Below are 25,868 nucleotides of genomic sequence, written 5' to 3'. Positions count from 1 at the left end.
AAAAATAAACAATCTAAATAACAGAATTTTATTCTTTTATCCACTTTATCAATTTTTTTCATTATATTTGCAATTTATTTACAAATAATATCCCTTAGAATTCCTTTCCATGCTTATAAGGTCTATTTTTGTTTTTCTCCATTTTCTTTTTAAGTTCTTCTTCTAAATCTATATCTAATCCTCCTGCTAAATCTGAAACTCTTAATATTATATCTGCTAACTCCTCTTTGAAATTTTCATAATCTTTTTTTCTAAGGGCTTCATGAGCTTCTGATACCTCTCCTGTTATAAGCATTAGTCTGTTACTTAAAGAGTTAACATCTTGTATATTTAAAATTCCTCCCTTATTTTTAAAAAAAGGTCTTAATTTATTCACATCAACATCTTCCCAAAATCCATGCTTTTTTGAATTATAATAAGCATCTTTTATAAGATTTTTAACTTCTATATTTGCAGTATCTTTATTTTTCATCTAATCTTCCCTTCTAATTTACCATCACTAAATCATTTAGTTTAATTATATTTAATAATTTCAAAATTTTTCATATAACTAGTTTTATCTAATATATACTTTTCTAGATTCATTATTAAAATACAAAATATAAATCTAATTATCTTTTTAACATTAAATTCCACCATTCCATTCAGCATAAAAATTATTTAAAAATTCTTCCATAATTTCATGTCTTCTTTGGGCTTTTTTATAACCAATTTCTGTATTCATTAGATCTTTTAATAATAATAATTTCTCATAAAAGTGGCTAATAGTATCACTGTCACAGCATTCTCTTATTTCTTTTTCATTTTCTTCTCTTAAGTTTGGATTATACATAGTTCTTTTTGCATATCCTCCATAAGAAAAGGCTCTACCTATTCCTATTGCTCCAATTGCATCAAGTCTATCACCATCTTGAACAATCTTTGATTCTATTGTAGCTAGCTCATGTTTATTGGTTCCACCTTTAAAAGAAATATTATTAGCTATGTATACAACTTCTTCAATAATTTCATCCTGTACTTTTAAGGTCTTTAAAAAATCTAAAATGATTTTTCTTCTATCTTCATCACTATACCCAAATTTATGGTCAGCTATATCATGAAGTAGCGCTCCTAACTGAACAACAAAACAATCTACATTTTCTGTTTGTTTAGCAATATCTAAAGCATTATTATACACTCTAACAATATGCCACCAATCATGTCCTGAGCCCTCCCCCTCTAACTTTCTTCTTACAAATTCTTTTGTTTTATTTAAAATTAATTTCTTATCCATAATAGTTTTTCTCCTTTATTATTACTATCTACTGGTACCTTTTAAAATACCGCCATATTAATTCATTTTCATATTTGCTACATTTATATATCTTTACCCCTATTACAATAATCTCTAAAAATCTAGGTTACCTATACTACTACTTTCACAACTTACTAAAACATAATATATAAATTAATTATATCAATAAAATTCTATTTACTTTCCTCTATTTTAAAATTGAATAAAAATAATTATAAATTTATTCAAAATTCGACTTTTAGAAAACGTAAACATTTGTATATTTTTATAAAATTTTGTTATAAAGTAAAATTTATGGTCTAAATTAGTAAACTAAGCTAGATAATAATCGAAAATAGATAATAGGAAATATTATTTAATAATTTTTGCTATAGGGAGAGAGGAAAATGAACACAAATAAAACTAAAATGGGAATTAGAAAAAAACTTCTACTTTATTTTGGGATACTAATATTTTGTATTAGTGCAGGTCTTGGATTAATTTCTTATCTAATATCTTCTAAAATATTAGTTAAAAATATTGATTCTACCTTACCAGAAGCTACTAAAGAAGCAGCTCAAATAGTGGAAAGTAGATTACAAGACGATTTAAATGCACTTAAACAAATAGCTGATATAAAAGAAATCAAAAATCCTAAAATAAAATGGGAAGAGAAAGAAAAAATACTAAGTAAAAAAGCAAAAGAATTAGATATGTTAAACATGACTTTTTCTGATACCAAGGGAAACGCTGTATCTACTGAAAATAAAAAAATTAATATATCTGATAGAAAATATTTTAAAGAATCCTTACAAGGAAAAGCTAATGTTTCAGATCCAATAGTAAGCAAAGCAGATAAAAACGTAGTGGTACCTTTTTCAGTACCTATAAAGGATGATACTGGTAAAATTATAGGAGTTTTAGCTGGCGTAAAAGATGGATTAGGCTTAAGCGATATAGTTAAAGATATAAAATATGGAAAAGAAAGTTTTACTTTTATGATAAATAATGAAGGAAGAACTATAGCTGATAAAGATTCAAATCTAGTATTAAGTAGTGAAAACTTATTATCTCAATCTAAAACTGATAAATCCTTAGAAGACTTAGGAGAAATATATGAAAGAATGATACAGGGTGAAACCGGTGTTGGAGAATACGAGTATCAGGGTACAAAAAAATACTTAGGATTTACTCCAGTAAAACTTACAGGATGGTCTATAGGAATTACTACACCTAAAAATGTATTAATGAGTGGCGTTAATAAAATAATGCTTTACATGCTAATATTTTCATTAGTTTTCCTATGTTTAGGCATTCTTATATCAGATTTTATAGGAAAATCTATTGTAACTCCTATAACTTTAGCCATAGCTCATTTAAAAATTATAGCTTCAGGGGATTATACAAAAGAAGTGCCTGAAAAGTATTTAAAATATAATGATGAAGTTGGTGAACTAGCTAAAGGTGTTAAATCTATGCAAGAAGATATAAAAGAAATGGTTTTATCTATAAAGGCAAGTATGGGAAAAGTTAATTCACATTCAGAAAACTTAAGTGCTATATCAGAGGAAATGTCTTCATCTTCTGAAAACATAAGCAAAACTATTCAAGATGTTGCTGAAGGCACTGGATCACAAGCTCAAGATTTAACTAATATAACCGGAATATTAAACAACTTTGAAAAATCATTAAATGAAATGTTAGTTTCTATAGAAGATATAAATAATACATCAAATGATATAGAACATACAGCTAATGAAAGTAACGAAAAAATGGCTAACTTAGTATCTTCAATATCAAAAGTAACAACTAACTTTGATGATTTTATAAAAAAACTTAATAAGTTAGGAAAAAATATAGGTAAAATAACTAATATAACAGAACTTATAAATAGCATAGCAGAGCAAACAAATCTTTTAGCTTTAAACGCTGCTATTGAAGCTGCAAGAGTTGGTGAAGCTGGAAAAGGATTTGCAGTAGTTGCTGATGAAATAAGAAAACTTGCAGAACAAAGTAAAAATTCTTCTGAAGAAATAAGTACACTTATAGATGCTATTTCTACAGAAAATCATCAAATAATAGAATCTAGTAAAGGAGTTACTAATGAATTAGAGGAATCAAGAAAGACAGTAGACATAGGTGTTGAATCTTTTAAAAACATAATAAAAGCAGTACAAAATGTTATTCCTAAAATACAATCTGTTAATTCATCTGCATCTCTTATTGATAAAGAAAAGAACTCAATCATCGAAACAGTAGAAGGTACAAGTAGCATTGCAGAAGAAATTTCAGCATCCTCTGAAGAAATCGCTGCATCATCGGAAGAAATGACAGCCTCTACAGAAGAAGTTTCAAACGCTGCTGTTGAGTTAACTCATATGACAGAGGACGTAAAACAAAAACTAGATAAATTCAGATTAGAAGAACCCTCTAATTAATAATATATTAGTTTCTATAAAAAATATTTTTAACCGGTGGATTAAAATATTTTCTGAGGCCCCTAGAAAGTTCAAATTAACTGGGAATTACGAATTAACTAGTAATACTTATGAAAAAATAGAACTAGAAAGAACTATGATTATTGGGATTTTTAAAAAAATGTTATTATTAGCTGATAAATTAGAAAAAGAAAACTGTTATTTAATTCATCTAGGTATTTAAAAATAGTAAAAGGACTCCTATTAATAAATTTACGAGTCCTTTTACTCACTTATTTCAAAGTAACTAACTACACTTCTATTTTAAAGAATGTAATCTCCCTATCTTTAATATTTATTTTCCTTACCATCATTGTTTTCATTATTAATCTTTATAATACCGTTTCCCCTACCCTTCTCATCCATCTTCTACAATATAGTCCTGATATTAAATAAACAACTATCTACTATTCTATTAAACATTAGGACATATCCTTTTATTATATAAAACCTATTAATTCATCTTAAATTCAATTTAAATTTATTTGAAATTTGAACATATTCTTAAAAAAGCTTAAAAATATCTATTAATTTATAAAAGATTACTATAAATTAATATTTTTAGTCTAAAATAGTAAATTAAGCTAAATAACTGTCGAAAATAAATAAAAGAAAACATTTTGTTAATTTTATTATTGTATACTAATTTATGGCCAAGGAGAGTGACAAATGGGTAAAAACAAAAACACAATGAGCATCATGAAAAAACTTCTACTTTATTTTGGACTACTGATATTTTGTATCTGTATAGGTCTTGGATTAATTTCTTATTTAGTATCTTCAAAAATACTAGTTAAAAACATTGATTCTACCTTACCAGATGCTGCTAAAGAAGCATCTCAGATAGTTGAAAGTAGATTACAAGAAAATTTAAATTCATTAAAACAAATAGCAGACATAAAAGAGATTAAAGACCCTAAAGTAAAATGGGAAGAAAAAAACAAATTATTAACTAAAAAAGCAAAAGAATTAGATATGCTAAACATGACTTTAGCAGATGTTAAAGGAAATGCTTTATCTACTGAAAACAAAAAATTCAATGTATCTGATAGAGATTATTTTAAAAAATGTTTAGAAGGAAAAACTGATATTTCAGATCCAATAGTAAGTAAGGGAGATAAAAACATAGTAATAGCTTTTGCAGTTCCTATAAAAGATGACAATGGGAAAGTTACAGGAGCTTTGGCTGGGGTAGTAGATGGCTTAGGTTTAAGTGATATGGTAAAAGACATAAAATACGGCGAAGAAAGCTTTACTTTTATGATAAATAACGAAGGAAGAACTATAGCAGATAAGGACAAGGATTTAGTATTAAATAGTGAAAATCTATTAAAACAGTCTAAAACAGATAGCTCCTTAGAAAGTTTAGGAAAAATATATACAAGAATGGTTAGTGGAGAAACTGGCGTTGGAGAGTATGAATATAAAGGTGTAAAAAAATACTTAGGCTTTACTCCAATAAAAATTACCGGTTGGTCTATAGCTATTATATCCCCTAAGCATGTACTAATGAGTGGCGTTCAAAAAATAATGCTTTTCATGGTAATATTTTCACTAATTTTTATGGCCTTAGGAATTTTCTTATCATTTATTATAGGAAAATCCATTTCCGGTCCTATAACTGAAGCTATAGCCCATTTAAAAGTAATAGCTTCTGGAGATTATACAAAAGATGTAAATACTAAATACTTAGAATATAATGATGAAGTAGGCGATCTTGCTAGAGCTATTGAATCTATGCAAAATGATATAAAAACTACTGTTTCATCTATAAAAGAAAGTATGGAAAAAGTTAATTCCCATTCTGAGAATTTAAGTGCTATATCCGAGGAAATGTCTTCTTCTTCTGAAAATATAAGTACAACAATTCAAGATGTTGCAGAAGGTACAGGATCACAGGCACAGGATTTAACTAATATAACCACAACATTAAATGACTTTGAAAAATCCTTAAATGAAATGTTAGTTTCTATAGAAGATATAAATAATACCTCAAATGGTATTCAAGAAACAGCTAATGAAAGTAATGAAAAAATGGCTAATTTAGTCTCTTCAATTTCAAAAGTAACAACTAACTTTGATGATTTTATAAAGAAACTTAATAAATTAGGTAAAAATATAGGTAAGATAAATAACATAACAGAACTTATAAATAGCATAGCAGAGCAAACAAACCTTTTAGCTTTAAATGCTGCAATTGAAGCTGCTAGAGTTGGTGAAGCTGGCAAAGGATTTGCTGTAGTTGCTGAAGAAATAAGAAAACTTGCAGAACAAAGTAAAACTTCATCAGAAGAAATAAACGCTCTTATAGACACTATATCTAGAGAAAATAACGAAATAATAGAATCTAGTAAAGGTGTTAATTATGAACTAGAAGAATCCGGAAAAACAGTAGACATAGGAGTTAATTCTTTTAAAAACATAATAGATGCAGTACAAAATGTTATTCCTAAAATTCAATCTGTTAATTCATCAGCATCTCTTATAAATAAAGAAAAGAACTCAATAATTGCAACAGTAGAAAATGCAAGCAGTGTTGCTGAAGAAATTTCTGCATCCTCAGAAGAAATTGCTGCATCATCAGAAGAAATGACAGCATCTACAGAAGAAGTTTCAAATGCTGCTGTAGAGTTAAACTACATGACTGAAGATGTAAAAAAACAATTAGACAAATTTAAATTAGAAGAAGCTTTATTAAATGAAGATAAAGATGATAGCAATACTTCTGAAGAATAAAAATATATTAGAGAAATTTCAAAAAACTCTTTCTTAAAATAACTTATTTTTAATTTAATCAATTTATAATATATAAAAACTCTTATAAACTTTAATTAAAACTTTTAAATTAACTATATGAAAAAACTCTATAAACTTTAATAAAAATTTGAAAATCAATATAAAAGAATCTTATAACCTTTGATTAAATCTTCTAAATTAATATTATTAAAATGACTAAATTTAGAAAAAACTTTTTCTTATTTAGTCATTTTAAATTTTTCTTTTTATTGTTCTATAATTATATTTTAACTACATTATTAAAATATACGCTAAGATTAAAACGTTCACAAGATATAATTATATCTTCCTACCTTTATTATTTGTATACATATCCCCTAAAAGTTCCATCTATTATATAGTAAAACTTTTAGTACCACTCTCCCCTCTTATAGCTTCTTAAATATTAGGTTTTTATAAATTTCTATCTTATAAGAACAATATTCATCTCATATATAGCCGCAAATATATATATCGTTTTACAAAATATTAATAAAAAATAAAATTTATTGTCTAAAATAGTAAACTAAAAGAAAGATTATCCGAATATAAATAATAGTAACTATTATTTAGTTTTAGTAACTTAGTAATAATTTATATTATAAGGAGACTTGAAAATGAACAAAAATAAAATTAATATGGGAATAAGAAAAAAACTTTTACTTTATTTTGGACTACTAATATTTTGTATTACTATAGGTCTTGGATTGATTTCTTATTCAATATCTTCTAGGGTATTAATCAAAAATATTGATTCCACCCTTCCAGATGCTGCTAAAGAAGCATCACAAATCGTTGAAAGTAGATTAGAAAGCGATTTAAATTCACTAAAGCAAATAGCAGATATAAAAGAAATTAAAGACCCTAAAGTAAAATGGGAAGAAAAGAGAAAAATATTAAGTAAAAAAGCAAAAGATTTAAATATGATAAGATTAAATTTATCTGATACTAAAGGAAATGCTATTTCCACTGAAAATAAAAAGCTTAATATTTCTGATAGAGATTACTTTGACAAATGCTTAGAAGGAAATGCTGCTGTTTCAAGTCCTGTAGAAAGCAGAACTGATAAAGGCACAGTAATAACCCCTTTTGCAGTACCTATAAAAGATAGTAATAATAAAGTTATTGGAGTTCTTGCTGGATTAAAAAACGGACTAGGTATAAGCGATATGATTAAAGATATAAAATATGGTGAAAATAGTGCCGCTTTTATAATAAATAAAGATGGAAAAACTATCGCTGACAAAAATAAGGATTTGGTTTTAAGTAGTGAAAATATATTAAATCAATCTAAAACTGATAAATCATTAGAAAGCTTAGGAAAAATATATGAAAGAATGGTTAAAGGAGAAACTGGTGTTGGAGAGTATGAATATAAAGGTGTAAAAAAATATTTAGGCTTTACTCCAGTAAAACTTACAGGGTGGTCCATAGGAATCACTGCCCCTAAAAATATATTAATGAGTGGCGTTAATAAAATAATGACTTACATGATAGTATTTTCATTAATTTTCTTAGGTGTTGGAATAGCTCTATCCTACCTTATTGGAAAATCTATTTCAGACCCTATAACTAAAGCTGTTAAACATTTAAAAATCATAGCTTCTGGTGATTATTCAAGGGATGTAGACAAAAGCTATTTAAAATATAATGATGAAGTTGGAGATCTTACTAGAGCTATTAACTCTATGCAAGAAGATATAAAAGATACTATTTTATCTATAAAGGAGAGCACAGAAAAAGTTAATTCCTATTCAGAAAATTTAAGTGCTATATCAGAAGAAATGTCCTCTTCCGCTGAAAATGTAAGCACAACTATTCAAGATGTTGCACAAGGCACTGGATCACAAGCTGAAGATTTAACTAATATAACTTCTATATTAAACGACTTTGAAAAATCATTAAACGAAATGTTAGTTTCTATAGAAGATATAAATGATACATCTAATGATATAGAAAATACAGCTAATGAAAGTAACGAAAAAATGGGTGATTTGGTATCTTCAATATCAAAGGTTATGACTAACTTCGATAATTTCATAAAGAAACTTAATAAATTAGGGAAGAATATAGGTAAGATAAATAACATAACAGATCTTATAAATAGCATTGCAGAGCAAACAAATCTTTTAGCTTTAAATGCCGCAATTGAAGCTGCAAGAGTTGGTGAAGCTGGAAAAGGATTTGCAGTAGTTGCTGAGGAAATAAGAAAACTTGCAGAACAAAGTAAAGATTCCTCAGAAGAAATAAATGCTCTTATAGATACTATTTCTAAAGAAAATGAAGAAATAATAGAATCTAGTAAAGATGTTAATAATGAACTAGAAGAATCAGAAAAAACAATAGAAATAGGTGTTCAGTCTTTTAAAAACATAATAGATGCAGTACAAAATGTTATACCTAAAATACAATCTGTTAATTCATCAGCATCACATATAAATAAGGAAAAGAACTCAATAGTTGAAACAGTAGAAAACTCAAGCAGTGTTGCAGAAGAAATTTCAGCATCCTCTGAAGAAATTGCTGCCTCATCTGAAGAAATGGCAGCTTCTACAGAAGAAGTTTCAAATGCTGCTGTTGAATTAAACCACATGACAGACGACGTAAAAAAACAACTAGATAAATTTAAGTTAAAAGAAACTGATGAAACTGATAAGGATTCTACTTTTTAAAAGTAAAAATATAAAAAATTAAAAATATATAATTTTAAAAAGCCTCATTTCATTAAAAAGATTAAAACTAAAAAAGTATATGAGAATTTTTGTATAAACATCCCTAGAAACTTTTGAATCTGTACTGTTAAGATATACTTATAATAAAATTAAAGTGGTAAGTAGATAAATTTACATAAAAACAAATTTACCTACTTACCTTCAATTTTAATATAAATAATTGTGTTTTAGATATTAATTAAGCTTTTTAATCTTTTTTAATTTAAAATTTAAGTTACCTTTTATAGATCTTAAATATATAATTATTTTTTCAACTTGCTCTTATCAAATGTAAAAGTATCCTTATCAAATTTTTGATTAAATTTAATAGTATATTCAGTTCTATAACTTGACTTACTACCATCACCATTATAAGACTCTTGCTGCTCTTTTATCATAATTCCTGTTTTATTAATATTCCTGTTTTAGCATCGTAGGAATACTTTGAATTTATTTTGAATTTTCCTTAAATATATCTAATATTTCCTGTTTACTTAATACTGGTAGTATTGTTTGTTTTTCATCTTTTCCTGGTAATTTAGCTTTAAGAATTTCGCCTTTATCATTAACTAGTATTGCACCACCAAAGTCCCCCATAAGAGAAACAAACTCATTATAAAATTTCTCATTTGGGATTATATTAGTATATGTAACCTTTTTTTGTGATAAAATATTATTTACACTCTCTTCGTTGTCGTATCCATCTTCCACAATACCAACTATATTAAAATCTTTATCTTTAATTTCATTATATGCACCCTGCACATCTGATATCTTACTTATACAATGCTCTCACCATGTTCCCCAAAATATAAGTAAAGTAAGTTTTTTATGTTTGAATATTTCATTACTTACTTCTTTGCCTTTTGCATCTTTAACTTTAAAATTTGGTACAGATTTCATAGTATCAAGAGAAATATATTCATCAGATTCTCCTTCTTTTGAATCTTTATTTTTTATTACTATAGGTTTTGAATTTTGATTTTCCCCTATCATAGCTTTTGTATCATCTGATTTTTCCCTTAAATTTGAACTGCATGCTGTAAAAGATAACAATAAAGTTATACAAAGCAATAGAGCCAAAAAAGCTTTTTTCATCTTATATCACCCTTTCTTTTAGGTTTTGCTGGTACTTTATTTAAATCTTTATTTAGATTTTCACTGAGACTTCTTTTTAATTATATTTAAGTTTTACATTAATTTTTCTTTTAAATTTTCATTTGAACTTTCACTTAAATTTTTCATAGAAAAACTAGGTTTTATAGCCTTTGTAGGACAACTTTTAATGCAATCCCCACATCTTATACATTCTAAACTATTAGGCTTTATATATATTTCTATATCTATTTTATTAATTCCATTAACTTTAAAATTTTTTAATATTTATATTCCTTAATACTCTATATCATATTAAAATATTATACTATAAAAAATCAGTTTTTTTAGAAATTTTAACACATATATATAAACAAATTTAATATTTATATAAAGGCCACCACATTTCCTTTTAGGATTAACACATCAAAATTTATTATATACATCCCTTAGTAAAGAAGTTAACAATGAACTAAAAGAATGAGGAAAGACAATAGACATAGGTATTTAATACAGAAGAAGTTTCAAATGCTGCTGTTTTATTAAACCACATGACAGAGGGCCGAAAAAACAACTAGATAAATTTAAGTTAAAAGAAACTTCAGAAGATAAAGAATAAAAAAAGGGCAAGTGAATATATATTCCATTTACCCTTTTTAGCTCTTAACTATATAATTATTTCTTTAACTTGCTCTTATCAAATGTAAAAGTATCTTTATCAAATTTTTGATTAAATTTAATAGTATATTCAGTACTATAAGTTGACTTACTACCATCACCATTATAAGACTCTTGCTGCTCTTTTATTATTATTCCTGTTTTAGCATCGTACCAATACTTTGAAATTATTTTAAATTTATTACCACCGTTATCAATTGATTCAAATTTATTCTCTCCATAAACTACTTTTTTACCTTTATAATCAATATATTTTAAATCAGCACTTGGAGCATTAGTTCCTTGGTGTATAAAATAACCATATTGATATGGATACTCACCGCTATGCTTTTTACTGAACTTTGTAACTTTTTTTACTTTATCTTTGTTTGCATCATAATCTATAGCTGTATCCTTATCTTTAGAATAAATTGATAAAAAAGCTAATTTACCATCAATATGTTCTTCCTTACGACTGTTTCCATTAGAACTTTTAATATTTAATTTATGTTCTCCATTATTCTCCATAGAACTTTTTATAGTACCTTCTACGTAAAACCCTTTAGCACAACTCTCTTTTGCCTTTTGATTTAATTCTATGAAAGTTGGAAGATTTTTTTCAATCTTTTTGAAATTTTCTTCAGCCATATCCTTTACTTCTGGTCTTTCTTTTATAGTTTTTTCCATACTTTTCTTATGTTTAATTAAGTAATCATCATAATATTTCTTAACATCTTCATCAATAAGTGTATTTGAATCTTTGATAATACTTCCCTCAACCTTTTTTTTAGTTGAAGTAGCTTCTGTTTTAACACTTTCATTTTTCTTATCTTTATTACTTGATGAATTAGAACATCCTAAAGTACTCATTGTAGTAACTACAACTAAACTAGCTATAAGAATTATTTTATTAAATTTCATTTATTTTCCCCCATCATTTTTAAATTTAATATTGTACTAAGTGTTTTTTAATAATCATCTTTATAGAAACAAATAATGCTTTATATATAGGAAAAATTTACTTTTTTGAATTCTCCTTAAATATATCTAATATTTCCTGTTTAGTTAATATGGATAGTCTTTTTTGTTTTACATCTTTTCCTGGTAATTTAGCTTTAAGAATTTCACCTTTATCATTAACTAATATTGAAGTAGGAAATGCCCCTACAAGGGAAACAAAATCATCATAAAATTTATCATCTGGAATTATATTAGTATATGTAACCTTTTTTTCTGATAAAATCTTATTTACGCCATCTTCATTGTCTTTTCCATCTTCCACAATACCAACTATATTAAAATCTTTATCTTTAATTTCACTATATGCAGCCTGCATATCTGGTATTTCACCTATACAAGGGCCTCACCATGTTCCCCAAAATGTAACTAAAGTAAGTTTTTTATCTTTAAATATTTCATTACTTACTTCTTTGCCTTTTACATCTTTAAGTTTAAACTTTGGTACAGATTTCATAGTATCAAGAGAAATATATTCATCAGATTCCACCTCTTTTGAATCTTGGTTTTCCGTTACTGTAGCTTTTGTATCATCTGATTTTTCGCTTGAATTTGAACTGCAAGCTGTAAAAGATAAAGCTAAGGTTATACAAAGCAATGCAGCTAAAAAAACTTTTTTCATTTTTATATCATCCTTTCTTTTAGGTTTTGATAGTAGTTTATTTAAACCTTTATTTAGATTTTCACTAAAACTTCTTTTAATGATATTTAAGTTTTACATTAATTTTTGTTTTAAATTTTCACTTGAACTTTTACTTGAATTTTTAATAGAAAAACTAGGTTTTATAGCTTTTGTAGGACAACTTTTAATGCACTCTCCACATCTTATACATTCTAAACTATTAGGCTTTTTATAAATTTCTATATCTAATTTACATTTATTACTGCAGGCTCTGCAGCTTGTACACTTATTTTTGTCAACTTTAAAACTAAAAATACTAATTGGATTAAACAAAGAATATATGGCTCCAAGTGGACAAATAAACCTACAAAATGGTCTATATACTATAATTGATAAAACACTTATAAAAACTAATACACTAACCTTCCATTGAAATAAAAAGCCTAAAGCAGGTCTTAATGATTTATCTATTAAAGTTAAAGGGATTCCTCCAAGGACCGTTCCTGATGGACATATATATTTACAAAATGCAGGCTCTCCCATATTAAAACTATTTGTGAAAAACATAGGAATTATAATTACAAATACTAATAAAATCACATATTTTAAATACTTTAGAAATCTAAGTCTTTTGTGAATTTTAAACTTAGGAGAAGGTATTTTATATAATAAGTCCTCTATTAATCCAAAAGGACACATCCACCCACAAACTAACCTTCCAAAAAGAACACCAATAAATATTAAAAACCCTAATATATAATAGGAAATATGAAACCGTGCTGCTCCTAAAACTGACTGGAGAGATCCTATTGGACAAGATCCTATTGCTCCAGGACAGGAATAACAATTTAGTCCAGGCACACATATTTTCTTGCTATTTCCTCTATATATAGTCCCTTTAGTAAAACCTTTTAAATTTATATTAGTTACCAAAGCTGTAGCAAATTGAACTATTCTTCTTTTGAAATTACCCAATTCCAATACACTCCATTCATAACTTAATAGCTTTTTTTAAAATTAGGCTTACTTCTTTTCTATATATCCCAAGTGCTATAAATGCAATCCCAAGGATTAATAAACTTATTTGTGCTTTACTCTTCATATAACCTCCTCCTTTTTATATAATATTTACAATTTATCCAAGGATACGTTAATGATATAAAATATCCTTGAAATACTAATACATGCATTAATCATAATTTAACAATGTAATAATAAATTAATCACAATGTAATGAAGTTGTATAATTTTAGAAATATATTAAGAGATTTATTTTATTTTAAATTTTATAAACTTTTTTTTAAAAACAAAATAATATATTTACAAAATAATTCCAAAATTCATTCATTTTTATTCATCCTATATATGAAAATTATTATTTTAAGATTTCAAAAAATAATCTCAATTTATATACATCTCAAGAAAACGTAAACATATGTATTATTCTTCAAAATATATACATATATGAATATTTATACTATAAAATGGTAAATTAAACTCTAAAAATACCGAAAATATATAGTAAAATATTATATTGTTTTTATGACTTTAGAATAATAACGACATAAGGAGAGTGATAAAATGACTAAGAGTAAAAATGGTATGGGGATAAGAAAAAAACTTCTACTTTATTTTGCAATAATAATATTTTGTATAAGTATAGGTCTTGGATTAATTTCTTATTTTGTATCCTCTAAAATACTTGTTAAAAATATTGATTCTACCCTACCAGATGCTGCTAAAGAAGCATCTCAAATAGTTGAAAGTAGACTACAAGGACAATTAAACTCATTAAAACAAATAGCAGATATAAATGAAATTAAAGACCCTAAAGTAAAATGGGATGAAAAGAGAAAAATACTAACTAAAAAAGCAAAAGATTTAAATATATTAAGAATGACTTTGTCTGATAGTAAAGGAAATGCTATATCCACTGAAAATAAAAAATTTAATATATCCGATAGAGAATATTTTAAAAAATGCTTAAATGGAAATGCTGCAGTTTCAGATCCAATATCAAGTAAAGCAGACAACAGCATGATTATAACTTTCGCAGTTCCTGTAAAAGATAACAATGATAAAGTTATAGGAGCTTTACTTGGAATAGAATATGGAATGACCCTAAGCAATATGGTTAAAGATATTAGTTATGGCGATAAAAGTTTAACATTTATGATAAATAAAGAAGGTAAAACCATAGCTGATAAAGATAAACAGCTAGTTTTAAGTGGTAATAACATATTAAATCAATCAAAATCTGATAAATCACTAAAAGAATTAGGTAAAGTATATGAAAGAATGATAGCCGGAGAAACTGGCGTTGGAGACTATGAATATAAAGGAGTGGAAAAATATTTAGGCTTTACTAAAGTAAACCTTACAGGATGGTCTATAGGAATTACAGCGCCTAAAAATGTATTAATGAGTGGTGTAAAAAGAATAATGATTTACATGCTAATTTGCTCATTTATTTTCTTAATTTTAGGAGTTGTATTCTCTGATTTTATTGGAAGATCAATTGTAAACCCTATAACTAAAGCTGTATCTCACTTAAAAATCATAGCATCTGGTGATTATTCAAAAGATGTAGAGAAAAAATATTTAAATCAAAATGATGAAGTTGGAGAATTAACTAGGGCTATTGACTCTATGCAAGAAGATATAAAACATACAGTTTTATCTGTAAAGTCAAGTATCGAAAAAGTTAATTCTCATTCAGAAAATTTAAGTGCTATATCAGAGGAAATGTCTTCTTCATCAGAAAATGTAAGCAGAACTATTCAAGACGTTGCAGAAGGTACAGGATCACAAGCTAATGATTTAACTAAAATAACTTCTGTACTAAACGATTTTGAAAAATCACTAAATGAAATGCTACTTTCCATAGAAGATATAAATTCTACATCAACTGGCATTGAAAAAACTGCTAATGAAAGCAATGAAAAAATGATTGACCTAGTGTCTTCTATTTCAAAAGTAATAACTAATTTTGATGAATTCGTTAAAAAACTCAATAAATTAGGACAAAACATAGGAAAAATAAACAACATAACAGACCTTATAAATAGCATCGCAGAGCAAACCAATCTTTTAGCTTTAAATGCTGCCATAGAAGCTGCAAGAGTTGGCGCCGCTGGAAAAGGATTTGCAGTAGTTGCAGATGAAATAAGAAAGCTTGCAGAACAAAGTAAAGATTCCTCAGAAGAAATAAGTAATCTTATAGATACTATATCTAGAGAAAATCATCAAATAATTGAATCTAGCAAAATAGTCAGCACTAAACTTGAAGAATCCGGTAAAACGATTGATATAGGAGTTATCTCCTTTAACAATATAATAGATGCAGTAAAAAATGTTATCCCTAAAATACAATCTGTTAATTCATCAGCTTCTCTTATAAATAAAGAAAAGAACTCAATAATAGAAACAATAGAAAATTCTAGCAGTATTGCAGAAGAAATTTCAGCCTCTTCAGAAGAAATCGCAGCATCCTCAGAAGAGATGACAGCATCAACAGAAGAAGTTTCAACTGCCGCTACAGAATTAAGCTATATGACCGGAGACGTAAAAAAAGAATTAGACAAGTTTAAATTAGGAAAAATCTCAAAGGATAAAGGCTCCACTTCTAACTTAAGAAAAGATGAAGAAGATAAAGAAAATGAAGAATAAAAAGCATTAATGCCCTATGTATTAAATAAATATTTTTTTAGCTATATAGAAAAATTCAAATTTTCTCTACTAACTTAGCCATTGAAAAATAATAAACTTACATCAAATAAAAAGCTAGATAAGTGCAAGGCTCCATTTTACCCTTGCCTTTATCTAGCTTTCTTTATATTTAATCCTATGAGAATATATGTTTATTCACACTACTCCTCTATTCTAAATAAAAAAAATTCTATTAAATTTACTTAATATCTAATAATTACTACTGTAATTATTTTCATAATATTGACATTAATTCAAGTTAATAGTAGTATAATTAATAAATCTTATTGTCGAAATAATGGTTTATCTAGTAAAAAAAATACTATTATACATTTAAGGAGAAATACCTTAATAAACAATCATGAGGAGACTTTTAAAATGAATGTATTAACAATTGAAAATTTAAAGAAAAACATTGGTAGAAATGAAATAATTAAAAACGTAAATCTTACTATTGATGAAGGAGAAATCTTAGGTTTATTAGGTAAAAACGGTGCAGGCAAAACAACAATAATACGAATGATCGTAGGTCTTATAAAACCAACTAAAGGAAAGATTTTTATAATGGGTCATAATGTAGAAAAAAATATAGAAACTGCTCTTAAAAATGTTGGATCCATAGTAGAAAATCCTGATTTATATGGTTATATGACTGGTAGAGAAAATCTTAAGCAAATAGCTAGAATGTATAAAAATATCTCTAAAGAAAGAATTGAAAAGATTATAGAAATTATAGATTTAAATAGTGATATAGATAAAAAAGTTAAAAAATATTCATTAGGAATGAAGCAACGACTAGGACTTGGTCAAGCTCTCCTATCAAACCCTAAACTTCTTATACTTGATGAACCAACAAATGGTTTAGATCCAATTGGTATTATAGAGTTTAGAGATATTATAAAGAAAATATCTCTAGATGGCACCGCTGTTTTAATTTCATCTCATATTCTTTCAGAGATACAAAATATTTGCACTAAAGTTGCTTTTATTGATAAGGGTGAAATTAAATCCATAGATACTTTAGATAAAGATAATACATCTTTAGAAGAAAAATTTATAGACATAATCGGAGGTGGAAAAGTAAATGTTATTTAATTTAGTAACTAATGAATTACAAAAGATTATAAAGAAAAAAAGAATTTTACTAATACTAGCAACCCTTTGTGTAACAATCTTTCTATCTTATTTAAATACATTTAATAGTTTTAAAGCTTCATCTAACAAACCTAAATTAAAAATACAGCAAAACGAAAAATCCCTACTTTCTATTAATAAAAGATTGAATAATTCTGTTTTATCTACTAAGGAAAGACAAAGTCTAGTTAATCAAAATAAATATCTTAAAATAAATACAAAGACCTTAAAAAAACTAGCTTCTCCACAAAAGAGTGAATGGAAAAAGATTTTAAAAGAAGAAGTAACTGATTTACAAAACCTAAAAAGTAACATATACAAAGATAATACTACCCAAAAAAGCTCAATAAATAATAAAATAGATATGGATAACTACTATATTAATCATAATATAAATCCTAATGATTATAACCATAAATTTAATGCTACAAAATTTTCATCTGAGATCTTTTCATTTTTAAATATATTGTTTTTACCATTAATAATTATACTAGGCTGCTGTGACACAGTTTCTGGTGCAAATAACCCTCCAACAATAAAAGTACTTCTTACGAAACCAATTTCTAGAGGTAAAATTTTATTTTCAAAATTTATTTCTTCTATAATATCTATAACATTATCTTTATTTCTTTGTGAATTTTTAACTTTCATAATCATAGGTATTGTATTTAAATTTGGTAATTTACTATCACCAGTAGTTGTAGGCTTTGATTTTAAACATATTAAAGGAATTCAGAGAATTGCTGAAATAGGCACTCACTCTCACATTATCCCTATGTGGCAATTTCTTATGGAATCTTTATGTCTTCAAATTCTATTTATAATAGCCACTGCATCCTTAGCAACTTTAATATCTGTTTTTGTTAAAAATACTTCTGCATCAACATCTATAAATTTTGTAGTTATAATAATATTAACATTTACTAATTTTTTAATGTTAACAAACTCAGGCAGCTCTCCAAAGTCTCCTTTTATAACAAAAATACTTCCCTTTTTATTTACAACCTATAGCAATGGTATAATGCTTCTTTCTGGAAATATCAACAGATTCACCGGTATAACCTTTATAAATGTAAAACTATCTATTCTTGTTTTAATAGCATGGACTATAATTTGTTATGGTATAGCTCACTTTAAATTTACTAAACAAGATGTCTTTGCATAGGTCTAAACTTATCAGTGGAAATAAGCTCTTAAATTAATAAAAAAGTAGATAGAAATATAAAAAAAGATATAGGCAAGCTTTTAAGCTTGTCTATATCTTTTTTTAATAGAATACAGTCTTTTATCTATGGTAATACTATTTTTATATTGAAATTATAAACCTAAAAAATATAAAAATCCAATTGGGCATATGAAAATAAACTAGCATACTGACTAGTTATTTATTTGAATGTGCCTCGATACTTGTTATTTGCTTACATAGTCTATAGATAATGTATTAATCACACTATCTGGTAAGATATAAAATATTTGATATTAATGAAAGAAGGATTTTGAAATGAATGATGATTTAAATTTTATAAATAGTTTTCCTAAATCTGTTGAGGGTCAACATCAACAAAAGCATCCTGGAATAGAGTCTATCATGAAACCTAGACCAATTTTTGATAACCCAAACTACAAAGCTTCCGGAAAACTTTTAGATAAAGTTGCTTTAATAACTGGAGGAGACAGTGGAATTGGTAGAGCCGCTTCTATAGCCTTTGCTAAAGAAGGTGCAGATATTTCTATAGTTTATTATGATGAACATGAAGATGCCAAGGAAACTCAAAAGATTATAGAAGGCTTAGGTAGAAAATGTCTATTATTACCTGGAGATATAACCGATGAAAACTTTTGTAATAAATCAATAAAAGATACAATAGCTAAGTTTAATAAATTAGACATATTAGTAAACAATGCAGCTGTTCAATATGTTCAAAACGGCATTGAAAATATAACAGCAGATCAACTTCAAAAAACTTTTGCTACAAACATATTTAGCATGTTTTATCTAGTAAAAGCAGCTCTGCCTCATTTAAAAGAAGGGGCTTCAATTATAAATACTACTTCCGTGACTGCATATAAAGGAAATGAACTTTTACTTGATTATTCTTCAACTAAAGGAGCTATTGTTGCATTTACCCGTTCACTCTCTTTATCTTTAGCTCCCAAAAATATAAGAGTTAACGCAGTAGCTCCTGGTCCTATTTGGACTCCTTTAATTCCTTCATCTTTTGATATTAATAAAGTTGCTGAGTTTGGAGCAAAGGCAAGTTTAGGTAGGCTGGGTCAGCCTGTTGAACTTGCAAGTTCTTATGTATACTTAGCATCTGATGACTCATCTTACACAACTGGAGAAGTTATGCATATAAACGGCGGAGAAATTGTAAATGGATAAATAGCAAAAGCATATATTACTAGAAAAACTATCACTTGACTAAGAAATCTTAATATATTTTTTATAAGCTTGAATGTAAAAATAATGAGCTGTGGGATAAAAAAGATTTTAAATATCTTTTATTCCAAAGCTCATTTAAATTATATAAGAAAATTCAATTTCATAATTAAAATATTACAAGTATTAACTTAGGCTATTAATGAAAATATATTTTAAATGTAAACATAAATTTTTCTCATATAAATAATATTTAAAGTTTTATGATTTCACTGCTTTTATTGATGCAGACATAATGTATTCTCCAACCTTTAAGTTATGTCCCCACTTTTCAGCATATTCTTTTGAAACTTCTTTAGTTTCAATTGTAATATCACTAAAACCTGCTTTTTCTAAATATACTTTTAATTCTTCAACTGAAGATGCGCCAGTAACTCATCCACAATAAAGCTTCTCATCTTGCTTCATTTCTTCAGTTAATTCTTTCATAAGTACTATATCTGAAATAGCAAGTCTTCCACCTTTTTTTAGTACTCGGTAAGCTTCATCATATACCCTTTGTTTTTTAGGAGATAAATTTATAACGCAATTTGAAATAATCACATCTGAAGTATTATCAGCTACAGGAAGATTTTCAATTTCACCTAATCTAAAATCCACATTTCTATATCTATGTTTACTGGCAATAATTCTTGATTTACTAATCATCTCAGATGTCATATCAACTCCAATAACATATCCTTTAGATCCAACTTTTTTTGAAGCTAAGAAACAATCAATTCCTCCTCCGCTACCAAGATCTATAACAGTCTCTCCTTCTTTAATATTAGCTATTAACTGAGGATTCCCACAACCTAATCCCATATTAGCTTCATCTGGAATAGTCGATATTTCTTCATCAGAATATCCAATTTTACGTGATATATCCTTAGAGGATTTTTTTAGCTTAATAGTTTTACTGCAGCATCCACTCTTATTTCCCTTTTCTATAGCTATTTTCCCATAACTAGAACGAACAGCATTTCTAATATCTCTTTTTTTAATATCACTCATATTTTTCCTCCTTAGTATAATTGTACAGTTACTTTTAATATACTACCATTTATAACGCTTTAATAATCTTTACATTATTATTATAATTTAATTTTATTATTTTATAAATCTCAACTAAAATTTGAAGAAAAATTATATTTGATAAACCTATATTTATTAAATTATTTTATTTTTAGTTTTTAAGTATATATTCTATATGATCTTAAGTTATACAATATCATATCTAAAAATTTCAACTAAAACCTAGATAATACTAAATATACTCTCAATACAAAATGTAAAAAGTTCTTGACATTATTTATTGATAATAATATACTGTGAATGTAAAAACAATTTTACATTTAAGGAGTAATGCGTTATGAAAAAGATGGATGAAATGGAACTATATATAACATCAAAAAGTATGAAAATAGCCTATGCATATACAACAATTTTTCTAATCATTTGGAGTATTTATAACTATTTTAAATACTCTGAAGCTGGATTACCGCTCTTATTATTTATAACTCAAAGTGTTGTAATAAATGTAAGTTCTCTTATACTTAAGAAAAAAATGGGTGGAAAAAGTGAAGAATAGAATTAAAGAATTAAGAAAGAAATATGGATACACCCAAGAAGATTTAGCAAACCTTCTCAATGTAACTAGACAAACTATAAATGCAATTGAAAATAACAAATATAATCCTACTTTAGAACTAGCAATAAAAATGTCAAGACTTTTAAAAACAAATGTAGAAGAACTATTTTTGATAGATGAGTAACTATGGGGGAATTTTAAATGAAAGACGATAATAGTAAGGAATTTTTAATTATATTTATTGTAGTAATTATTATATCCGTAATACTAGCTTTCCTATTATAAATATTACTTTATAATACGAAAGCTTATTTGTTCCATATGACTTAGTTATATGGAAATTATTCTATGTTTTATTCGTAACTATTATAATATAGCCTATAAAAGTTTCATATGGAGAATAGGAAATGGATTGCCTCCATCATCAAGTTCTGATCTTTTAAATGCATCAAACCCCATATGCTTATAAAATCCTACAGCTTGCATATTTTGTTCATTTACATCTACATACTTTATATTTAAAACCTCAACTGCATAACTAATAAGTTTTTTGCCTATACCCTTGCCTCTTTTATTTCCATCTATAAATAGCATTTCAATCTTATCATTCTCTACTCCCATAAATGCCTTTATTATCCCTTTTTCATCTCTTACACATAGAAATTTACTAACATAATTTACTCCTTCTTTAACTTGAGGTATTAATGATATTATATCCTCTTCTTTTAAAAAAGTATGAGTTGCTCTTACTGACGACTCCCACACCTTTAATATACTCTCTAAATCATCTTTACTAATATTATCTAAAGTTTCTATGCTAACCATAGGTTATGTCCTCCTAAAATCATTTGATATTAAAAATAAATCTTAATTATCATTTTGATAATTTCACTTATAATATAGGCTATAAACCACTTACCTTTAAACGTAATACTCTTAACTTCAATATATTAAATATAGAGTTTGCAGTCAAGTTTTATATATTTATTAAAAAAGTAGATAGACTTATTTTTATGTTAAACTTTAATTATTATACTTTAAATCAAGATGTACACTATTCTTATTTTATTATATATCTTTAATTTTAAAATACTATTGATTATATCTTTAAACTAATATATATAATACAAATCTAGCCACCATTTTTCTACTTATATATCTGCATTGTAAAAAAACTAGTCTAATATAAAATATTTTATATTTGTAAATAAATAATAGCCTATCTTTAAGATAACATACTAGTAACTAGCAAATCCTATATCTTCTATGTTATAATTTTTTTATAATAATTCCATATATGTAAACACAAGTAAATTTATAAAAACAAAGCTCTGCCTTAATTTTATAAAAAACTACTTTATATATTATATATGTACTAAGTAGTAATACAACTTTAATATAAGAAGGTGATACCTTGAACAAAGACAAAATTGTTATTTACATATGGTTTTTATTAATAATACTCTATTTTATATTAAAAAGAAAAATTAATTCTACTTTTAAAAATAAATTTAGTAAAAAAGTATACTATACTTTTCTTACTGTATTTTTAGTTTCATCAGTAGCATTTTTATTATATCTATATGTAACATTTATGATAGATGGGTTTTAACATAGGCTAAATCCTTTGTTCTTTTAAATATATTTTTATAAATAAAAAACTCTAATATATTTATAAATATACTAGAGTTTTTTAAAAATTTCTTCGCTCCATTTAGGAATATTTTCACTTTTCCATTCAATTATTCCATTAATTAAATAAGCTATTTCTTCGATACTCTTTGTGTTATCATATATATTTACCTCATCACATAAATTTAATACTTGTTTTAAATTATCTAATGATTCATAGTATCTTCTTTGTATAGCCTCTTTTGGTATCCCATGTCCACCTTTTAAAACTCTAATTTCAACTCTTTCTTTTGCAATCTCAGGGCTATCCACCCCTATATAATTCATAACTATATAAAATCCATTTTGTTTTGCTTTCTTTATGTTTCTAATAATGCTCTTACCCGAAAGAGTAGTTTCTTGATTAAAAGATATATGATTCCTTATATAATAGTTTATAAGCTTTATTGCTTCTCTAGCACATTTAATTTGAAGATTATTATCTTTCCAAGAACCTATTCTAGATACCATTTCATCAGTATTTATCCTTTTTTCATCTTTATTTTCCTTATAATAAGTAGACTTATATATAGAAGTTTTTCCTGCACCGTTAACTCCAGCAAATATAGTATAAGTAGCCATTATTGTTTACCTATAACCTTTTTATGTTCTTTTTTCAAAACAATATTAGATAAAGCCATATAAAAATCTTTTTCTTCTTTACTTTTAGCTTTTTTGAATAATTCTTTCAAATCATAATAGGAGTATTTTAAAAATTGTTCATATAAATTTTTATTATCATTTACCTCTTTCATAGATATCCCCTCCGATAAATAATATTTTTATTATATTATAACCTAATAATCATCTAATATAAAATAATTTATATTTGTAAATAAATAATACCCTATTTTTATTATATCTATATGTAACATTTATGATAGAGGGGTTTTAAATTACTATCTAGTACCTAAATAAACTTACATCTTCTCTTAATTTATATAAATATTTATGATAAAAATAAAAAACTATCCATTCTTCTAAAAAATCTTAATTTAATATATTTTAAAAAATTAATTAAGATCTCTCAGTAAAATGAATAGTTTTCTTAGTAGTTATACCTTTTTATTATTTTGTTTCTATTTTTAAGGTTTTAAATCTATCAATATATATGTTTTCAGATAGATCAGTAATAACCTCTATTACCATAGGCCCTTTTCTATCTTTTAATAAATCCTTTAAATCTTTGATTTGATTAAAATCATCTATTCTAACAGATGGTATCCCCATAGCTTCAACTATTTTGTGGATATCTACATCTTCATCATAAAATCCACTATGTGCTCTTTTATATACCATTTTTTGGCCTTTTGCTACAAGCCCTAAAGCTGAATTATTAATTACAAAATAGATTATATTCATGTTATATTTTTTAGCAGTTAAAAGTTCTGACATTACATTCATATAGAAAGCGCCATCACCTATAAACACAGCAATTACACGATCTTTATATAATCTACTTACCCCTAAAGCTCCTGAAGTACTTCCCATAGAACCATAGGTAGGGTTACATTCAAACCCTCCCCCTTTTGGAACACTTAAGTATTTATAGGCAAAAGCCATAGATAAACCAATATCTTGCATATAAAAAGTATTTTTAGGAAGAATATTTGTTATGTTTTCGTATAAAAGTCTCACAGACAATCCTTTATGATCTTTAACATAAGGCTTATTTCTTAATTCTTTTATATCGTTATTTAAATCTTTTTTATCTATTTTACATAAATAATCTAAGGCATTATCCAAATCTGAAGTTATAGGTAAGTCAGCTTTAAAAGCTTTTTGGAAAACTCTTTTATCTACATCTATGTGTATCAATTTTCTATTTTTAAATAAAGTTTTATCAAAATAATTACTAGCTAATTCTCCAAGCTGAGAACCAAGAGCTAATACGCATTCAATATCATCTCTTTTCATGTATTCTGAAGCTAACTTTGTACTACAAAATCCATAGTTTCCCATATTTAATCTATAATCATCTTCTATAATCCCTTTACCACCGCTCGTATAAAATATTCTCCAGTTTAATTTTTCTTCAAGTTTTTTTATTTTATCGGATACTTTGCGGCATCCTCCACCTAAAAGTATAACCCCATTTTTACAATCATTTATCATATCAACTGCTTTATCTAATGAAGCATAATCAGTTTCACCATTTTTAATAGATACTTTTTCTATATCTTCACCAGTATATTCTTGTCTTTGTATATTTATAGGCAATCCTACAAAAACAGGACCTCTTGGATATTCTAATGCTTTTTCCATAGCTTCTTTTATTTTAGTTAAAGTTTCTTTTTCATTTTCTACTACAGTATAGTGTTTTACTATATCTTTTACTAATCTATGTCCTTCTAATTCCTGAATCGCCCCTAAATTCTGATCTGGCTGATTTACATATCCACCTATTATAAGTACTGGGGATTTAGTTTGCTCAGCTTCTGCTATACCATTCATAGCATTGGCAACTCCAACAGAACCACCTAAGATGCATACCCCTAATTTTCTTGAAATTTTAGCATATTTAGTAGCTGAAAATCCTGCTGCTCCTTCATTTTTAGGTATTATTAATTCTATTTCATTAAAATCATCTATACAATCCACAATAGCACTAAATGTACCGCAAGGAATGCCATATAAAGTTTTAATATTATTCTTTATCAAATAGTCTAATACTGCTTCACATACTTTCATTATTTAAACCCCCTAATGATTTTAGAC

General features: G+C 26.2%; 24 protein-coding genes and 1 pseudogene. 9 read left to right on the top strand and 16 right to left on the bottom strand.

Annotation, left to right across the window (positions count from 1 at the left end; all coding sequences use genetic code 11):
* Positions 1 to 94 precede the first annotated feature (94 nt).
* Both ABDZ71_RS04335 and ABDZ71_RS04330 read right to left on the bottom strand, forming a co-directional pair.
* Entirely contained in the window at positions 95 to 472 is a 378-nt protein-coding gene (locus tag ABDZ71_RS04335) for a MazG nucleotide pyrophosphohydrolase domain-containing protein (protein WP_343759214.1), read from the bottom strand.
* Between the two features lie 153 nt (positions 473 to 625).
* Complete coding sequence (locus ABDZ71_RS04330) at positions 626 to 1,273, bottom strand: HD domain-containing protein (RefSeq protein WP_343759212.1); 648 nt, start codon at positions 1,271 to 1,273, stop codon at positions 626 to 628.
* Positions 1,274 to 1,680: 407 nt separating this feature from the next.
* On the opposite strand from ABDZ71_RS04330, the gene ABDZ71_RS04325 reads away from it, so the two are divergent.
* From ABDZ71_RS04325 to ABDZ71_RS04315, 3 genes are all read left to right on the top strand, one after another.
* Positions 1,681 to 3,711, top strand: a complete 2,031-nt coding sequence (locus ABDZ71_RS04325; protein WP_343759211.1) for a methyl-accepting chemotaxis protein — start codon at positions 1,681 to 1,683, stop codon at positions 3,709 to 3,711.
* Positions 3,712 to 4,419: 708 nt separating this feature from the next.
* On the top strand, positions 4,420 to 6,486 hold the full coding sequence (locus tag ABDZ71_RS04320) for a methyl-accepting chemotaxis protein (RefSeq protein ID WP_343759210.1): 2,067 nt from the start codon (positions 4,420 to 4,422) through the stop codon (positions 6,484 to 6,486).
* Positions 6,487 to 7,142: 656 nt separating this feature from the next.
* The gene (locus tag ABDZ71_RS04315) at positions 7,143 to 9,197 is read left to right on the top strand and encodes a methyl-accepting chemotaxis protein (protein ID WP_343759207.1); all 2,055 of its coding nucleotides are present in this window, start codon (positions 7,143 to 7,145) and stop codon (positions 9,195 to 9,197) included.
* Positions 9,198 to 9,499: 302 nt separating this feature from the next.
* Here ABDZ71_RS04315 and ABDZ71_RS04310 read toward each other — a convergent pair whose 3' ends face one another.
* The 9 genes from ABDZ71_RS04310 to ABDZ71_RS04275 form a co-directional block, all read right to left on the bottom strand.
* A complete protein-coding gene (locus tag ABDZ71_RS04310; RefSeq protein WP_343759206.1) occupies positions 9,500 to 9,634 on the bottom strand; it encodes a hypothetical protein in 135 nt (44 codons plus the stop codon).
* A 52-nt stretch (positions 9,635 to 9,686) separates the two neighbouring features.
* A complete protein-coding gene (locus ABDZ71_RS04305) occupies positions 9,687 to 10,001 on the bottom strand; it encodes a hypothetical protein (RefSeq protein WP_343759205.1) in 315 nt (104 codons plus the stop codon).
* A 27-nt stretch (positions 10,002 to 10,028) separates the two neighbouring features.
* Positions 10,029 to 10,334: a TlpA family protein disulfide reductase gene (locus ABDZ71_RS04300; RefSeq protein ID WP_343759204.1), complete on the bottom strand. Its 306-nt coding sequence runs from the start codon at positions 10,332 to 10,334 to the stop codon at positions 10,029 to 10,031.
* A gap of 93 nt (positions 10,335 to 10,427) precedes the next feature.
* Positions 10,428 to 10,565, bottom strand: coding sequence for a 4Fe-4S double cluster binding domain-containing protein (locus ABDZ71_RS19900; protein ID WP_425544696.1), 138 nt, complete (start codon positions 10,563 to 10,565; stop codon positions 10,428 to 10,430).
* A 441-nt stretch (positions 10,566 to 11,006) separates the two neighbouring features.
* The gene (locus ABDZ71_RS04295; protein ID WP_343759203.1) at positions 11,007 to 11,909 is read right to left on the bottom strand and encodes a hypothetical protein; all 903 of its coding nucleotides are present in this window, start codon (positions 11,907 to 11,909) and stop codon (positions 11,007 to 11,009) included.
* A gap of 97 nt (positions 11,910 to 12,006) precedes the next feature.
* Positions 12,007 to 12,324: a thioredoxin domain-containing protein gene (locus tag ABDZ71_RS04290; RefSeq protein WP_343759201.1), complete on the bottom strand. Its 318-nt coding sequence runs from the start codon at positions 12,322 to 12,324 to the stop codon at positions 12,007 to 12,009.
* Between the two features lie 27 nt (positions 12,325 to 12,351).
* The gene (locus ABDZ71_RS04285) at positions 12,352 to 12,627 is read right to left on the bottom strand and encodes a hypothetical protein (protein WP_343759200.1); all 276 of its coding nucleotides are present in this window, start codon (positions 12,625 to 12,627) and stop codon (positions 12,352 to 12,354) included.
* Between the two features lie 93 nt (positions 12,628 to 12,720).
* Positions 12,721 to 13,602 carry a 4Fe-4S binding protein gene (locus ABDZ71_RS04280; protein ID WP_343759199.1) on the bottom strand — a complete coding sequence of 294 codons (882 nt, stop codon included), beginning with the start codon at positions 13,600 to 13,602 and terminating at the stop codon, positions 12,721 to 12,723.
* Between the two features lie 16 nt (positions 13,603 to 13,618).
* Entirely contained in the window at positions 13,619 to 13,729 is a 111-nt protein-coding gene (locus ABDZ71_RS04275) for a CD1871A family CXXC motif-containing protein (protein ID WP_343759197.1), read from the bottom strand.
* Between the two features lie 479 nt (positions 13,730 to 14,208).
* Here ABDZ71_RS04275 and ABDZ71_RS04270 point away from each other — a divergent pair, with 479 nt between their 5' ends.
* The 4 genes and pseudogenes from ABDZ71_RS04270 to ABDZ71_RS04255 all read left to right on the top strand — a co-directional run bounded on the left by ABDZ71_RS04270 (position 14,209) and on the right by ABDZ71_RS04255 (position 19,852).
* On the top strand, positions 14,209 to 16,296 hold the full coding sequence (locus ABDZ71_RS04270) for a methyl-accepting chemotaxis protein (protein ID WP_343759195.1): 2,088 nt from the start codon (positions 14,209 to 14,211) through the stop codon (positions 16,294 to 16,296).
* 417 nt (positions 16,297 to 16,713) lie between these two features.
* A pseudogene (locus ABDZ71_RS04265) lies at positions 16,714 to 17,382 on the top strand (ABC transporter ATP-binding protein); the annotation flags it as partial.
* 37 nt (positions 17,383 to 17,419) lie between these two features.
* Positions 17,420 to 18,634: an ABC transporter permease subunit gene (locus ABDZ71_RS04260; protein ID WP_343759194.1), complete on the top strand. Its 1,215-nt coding sequence runs from the start codon at positions 17,420 to 17,422 to the stop codon at positions 18,632 to 18,634.
* 336 nt (positions 18,635 to 18,970) lie between these two features.
* A complete protein-coding gene (locus ABDZ71_RS04255) occupies positions 18,971 to 19,852 on the top strand; it encodes an SDR family oxidoreductase (protein ID WP_343759192.1) in 882 nt (293 codons plus the stop codon).
* 258 nt (positions 19,853 to 20,110) lie between these two features.
* On the opposite strand, the gene arsM is transcribed toward ABDZ71_RS04255, so the two are convergent.
* Positions 20,111 to 20,902 carry an arsenite methyltransferase gene (gene arsM, locus ABDZ71_RS04250; RefSeq protein ID WP_425544690.1) on the bottom strand — a complete coding sequence of 264 codons (792 nt, stop codon included), beginning with the start codon at positions 20,900 to 20,902 and terminating at the stop codon, positions 20,111 to 20,113.
* Between the two features lie 358 nt (positions 20,903 to 21,260).
* Here arsM and ABDZ71_RS04245 point away from each other — a divergent pair, with 358 nt between their 5' ends.
* Both ABDZ71_RS04245 and ABDZ71_RS04240 read left to right on the top strand, forming a co-directional pair.
* A complete protein-coding gene (locus ABDZ71_RS04245; RefSeq protein WP_343759191.1) occupies positions 21,261 to 21,479 on the top strand; it encodes a hypothetical protein in 219 nt (72 codons plus the stop codon).
* Positions 21,469 to 21,663, top strand: a complete 195-nt coding sequence (locus tag ABDZ71_RS04240) for a helix-turn-helix transcriptional regulator (RefSeq protein ID WP_343759190.1) — start codon at positions 21,469 to 21,471, stop codon at positions 21,661 to 21,663. Before ABDZ71_RS04245 ends, ABDZ71_RS04240 begins: the two co-directional genes overlap by 11 nt.
* A gap of 194 nt (positions 21,664 to 21,857) precedes the next feature.
* Here the strand turns inward: ABDZ71_RS04240 and ABDZ71_RS04235 are convergent, their stop codons facing one another.
* The 4 genes from ABDZ71_RS04235 to ABDZ71_RS04220 all read right to left on the bottom strand — a co-directional run bounded on the left by ABDZ71_RS04235 (position 21,858) and on the right by ABDZ71_RS04220 (position 25,841).
* Positions 21,858 to 22,304 carry a GNAT family N-acetyltransferase gene (locus tag ABDZ71_RS04235; RefSeq protein ID WP_343759189.1) on the bottom strand — a complete coding sequence of 149 codons (447 nt, stop codon included), beginning with the start codon at positions 22,302 to 22,304 and terminating at the stop codon, positions 21,858 to 21,860.
* Between the two features lie 858 nt (positions 22,305 to 23,162).
* Positions 23,163 to 23,732: an ATPase gene (locus ABDZ71_RS04230; RefSeq protein WP_343759188.1), complete on the bottom strand. Its 570-nt coding sequence runs from the start codon at positions 23,730 to 23,732 to the stop codon at positions 23,163 to 23,165.
* Complete coding sequence (locus tag ABDZ71_RS04225; protein ID WP_343759186.1) at positions 23,732 to 23,905, bottom strand: hypothetical protein; 174 nt, start codon at positions 23,903 to 23,905, stop codon at positions 23,732 to 23,734. Before ABDZ71_RS04225 ends, ABDZ71_RS04230 begins: the two co-directional genes overlap by 1 nt.
* 313 nt (positions 23,906 to 24,218) lie before the next feature.
* Complete coding sequence (locus ABDZ71_RS04220; RefSeq protein ID WP_343759185.1) at positions 24,219 to 25,841, bottom strand: thiamine pyrophosphate-binding protein; 1,623 nt, start codon at positions 25,839 to 25,841, stop codon at positions 24,219 to 24,221.
* Between the last annotated feature and the right edge of the window lie 27 nt (positions 25,842 to 25,868).

The organism is Clostridium oceanicum (assembly GCF_039521385.1).
Lineage (GTDB): Bacteria > Bacillota > Clostridia > Clostridiales > Clostridiaceae > Clostridium_F > Clostridium_F oceanicum.
The sequence above is the reverse complement of the archived record's forward strand: the minus strand, read 5'-3'. Positions and strand labels throughout refer to the sequence as shown.

Coding starts and splice junctions, on each gene's coding strand:
- ABDZ71_RS04335 (WP_343759214.1), bottom strand. CDS start 472: ATGAAAAATAAAGATACTGCAAATATAGAAGTTAAAAATCTTATAAAA.
- ABDZ71_RS04330 (WP_343759212.1), bottom strand. CDS start 1,273: ATGGATAAGAAATTAATTTTAAATAAAACAAAAGAATTTGTAAGAAGA.
- ABDZ71_RS04325 (WP_343759211.1), top strand. CDS start 1,681: ATGAACACAAATAAAACTAAAATGGGAATTAGAAAAAAACTTCTACTT.
- ABDZ71_RS04320 (WP_343759210.1), top strand. CDS start 4,420: ATGGGTAAAAACAAAAACACAATGAGCATCATGAAAAAACTTCTACTT.
- ABDZ71_RS04315 (WP_343759207.1), top strand. CDS start 7,143: ATGAACAAAAATAAAATTAATATGGGAATAAGAAAAAAACTTTTACTT.
- ABDZ71_RS04310 (WP_343759206.1), bottom strand. CDS start 9,634: ATGATAAAAGAGCAGCAAGAGTCTTATAATGGTGATGGTAGTAAGTCA.
- ABDZ71_RS04300 (WP_343759204.1), bottom strand. CDS start 10,334: ATGAAAAAAGCTTTTTTGGCTCTATTGCTTTGTATAACTTTATTGTTA.
- ABDZ71_RS04295 (WP_343759203.1), bottom strand. CDS start 11,909: ATGAAATTTAATAAAATAATTCTTATAGCTAGTTTAGTTGTAGTTACT.
- ABDZ71_RS04290 (WP_343759201.1), bottom strand. CDS start 12,324: ATGCAGGCTGCATATAGTGAAATTAAAGATAAAGATTTTAATATAGTT.
- ABDZ71_RS04285 (WP_343759200.1), bottom strand. CDS start 12,627: ATGAAAAAAGTTTTTTTAGCTGCATTGCTTTGTATAACCTTAGCTTTA.
- ABDZ71_RS04275 (WP_343759197.1), bottom strand. CDS start 13,729: ATGAAGAGTAAAGCACAAATAAGTTTATTAATCCTTGGGATTGCATTT.
- ABDZ71_RS04270 (WP_343759195.1), top strand. CDS start 14,209: ATGACTAAGAGTAAAAATGGTATGGGGATAAGAAAAAAACTTCTACTT.
- ABDZ71_RS04260 (WP_343759194.1), top strand. CDS start 17,420: ATGTTATTTAATTTAGTAACTAATGAATTACAAAAGATTATAAAGAAA.
- ABDZ71_RS04255 (WP_343759192.1), top strand. CDS start 18,971: ATGAATGATGATTTAAATTTTATAAATAGTTTTCCTAAATCTGTTGAG.
- ABDZ71_RS04245 (WP_343759191.1), top strand. CDS start 21,261: ATGAAAAAGATGGATGAAATGGAACTATATATAACATCAAAAAGTATG.
- ABDZ71_RS04235 (WP_343759189.1), bottom strand. CDS start 22,304: ATGGTTAGCATAGAAACTTTAGATAATATTAGTAAAGATGATTTAGAG.
- ABDZ71_RS04230 (WP_343759188.1), bottom strand. CDS start 23,732: ATGGCTACTTATACTATATTTGCTGGAGTTAACGGTGCAGGAAAAACT.
- ABDZ71_RS04225 (WP_343759186.1), bottom strand. CDS start 23,905: ATGAAAGAGGTAAATGATAATAAAAATTTATATGAACAATTTTTAAAA.
- ABDZ71_RS04220 (WP_343759185.1), bottom strand. CDS start 25,841: ATGAAAGTATGTGAAGCAGTATTAGACTATTTGATAAAGAATAATATT.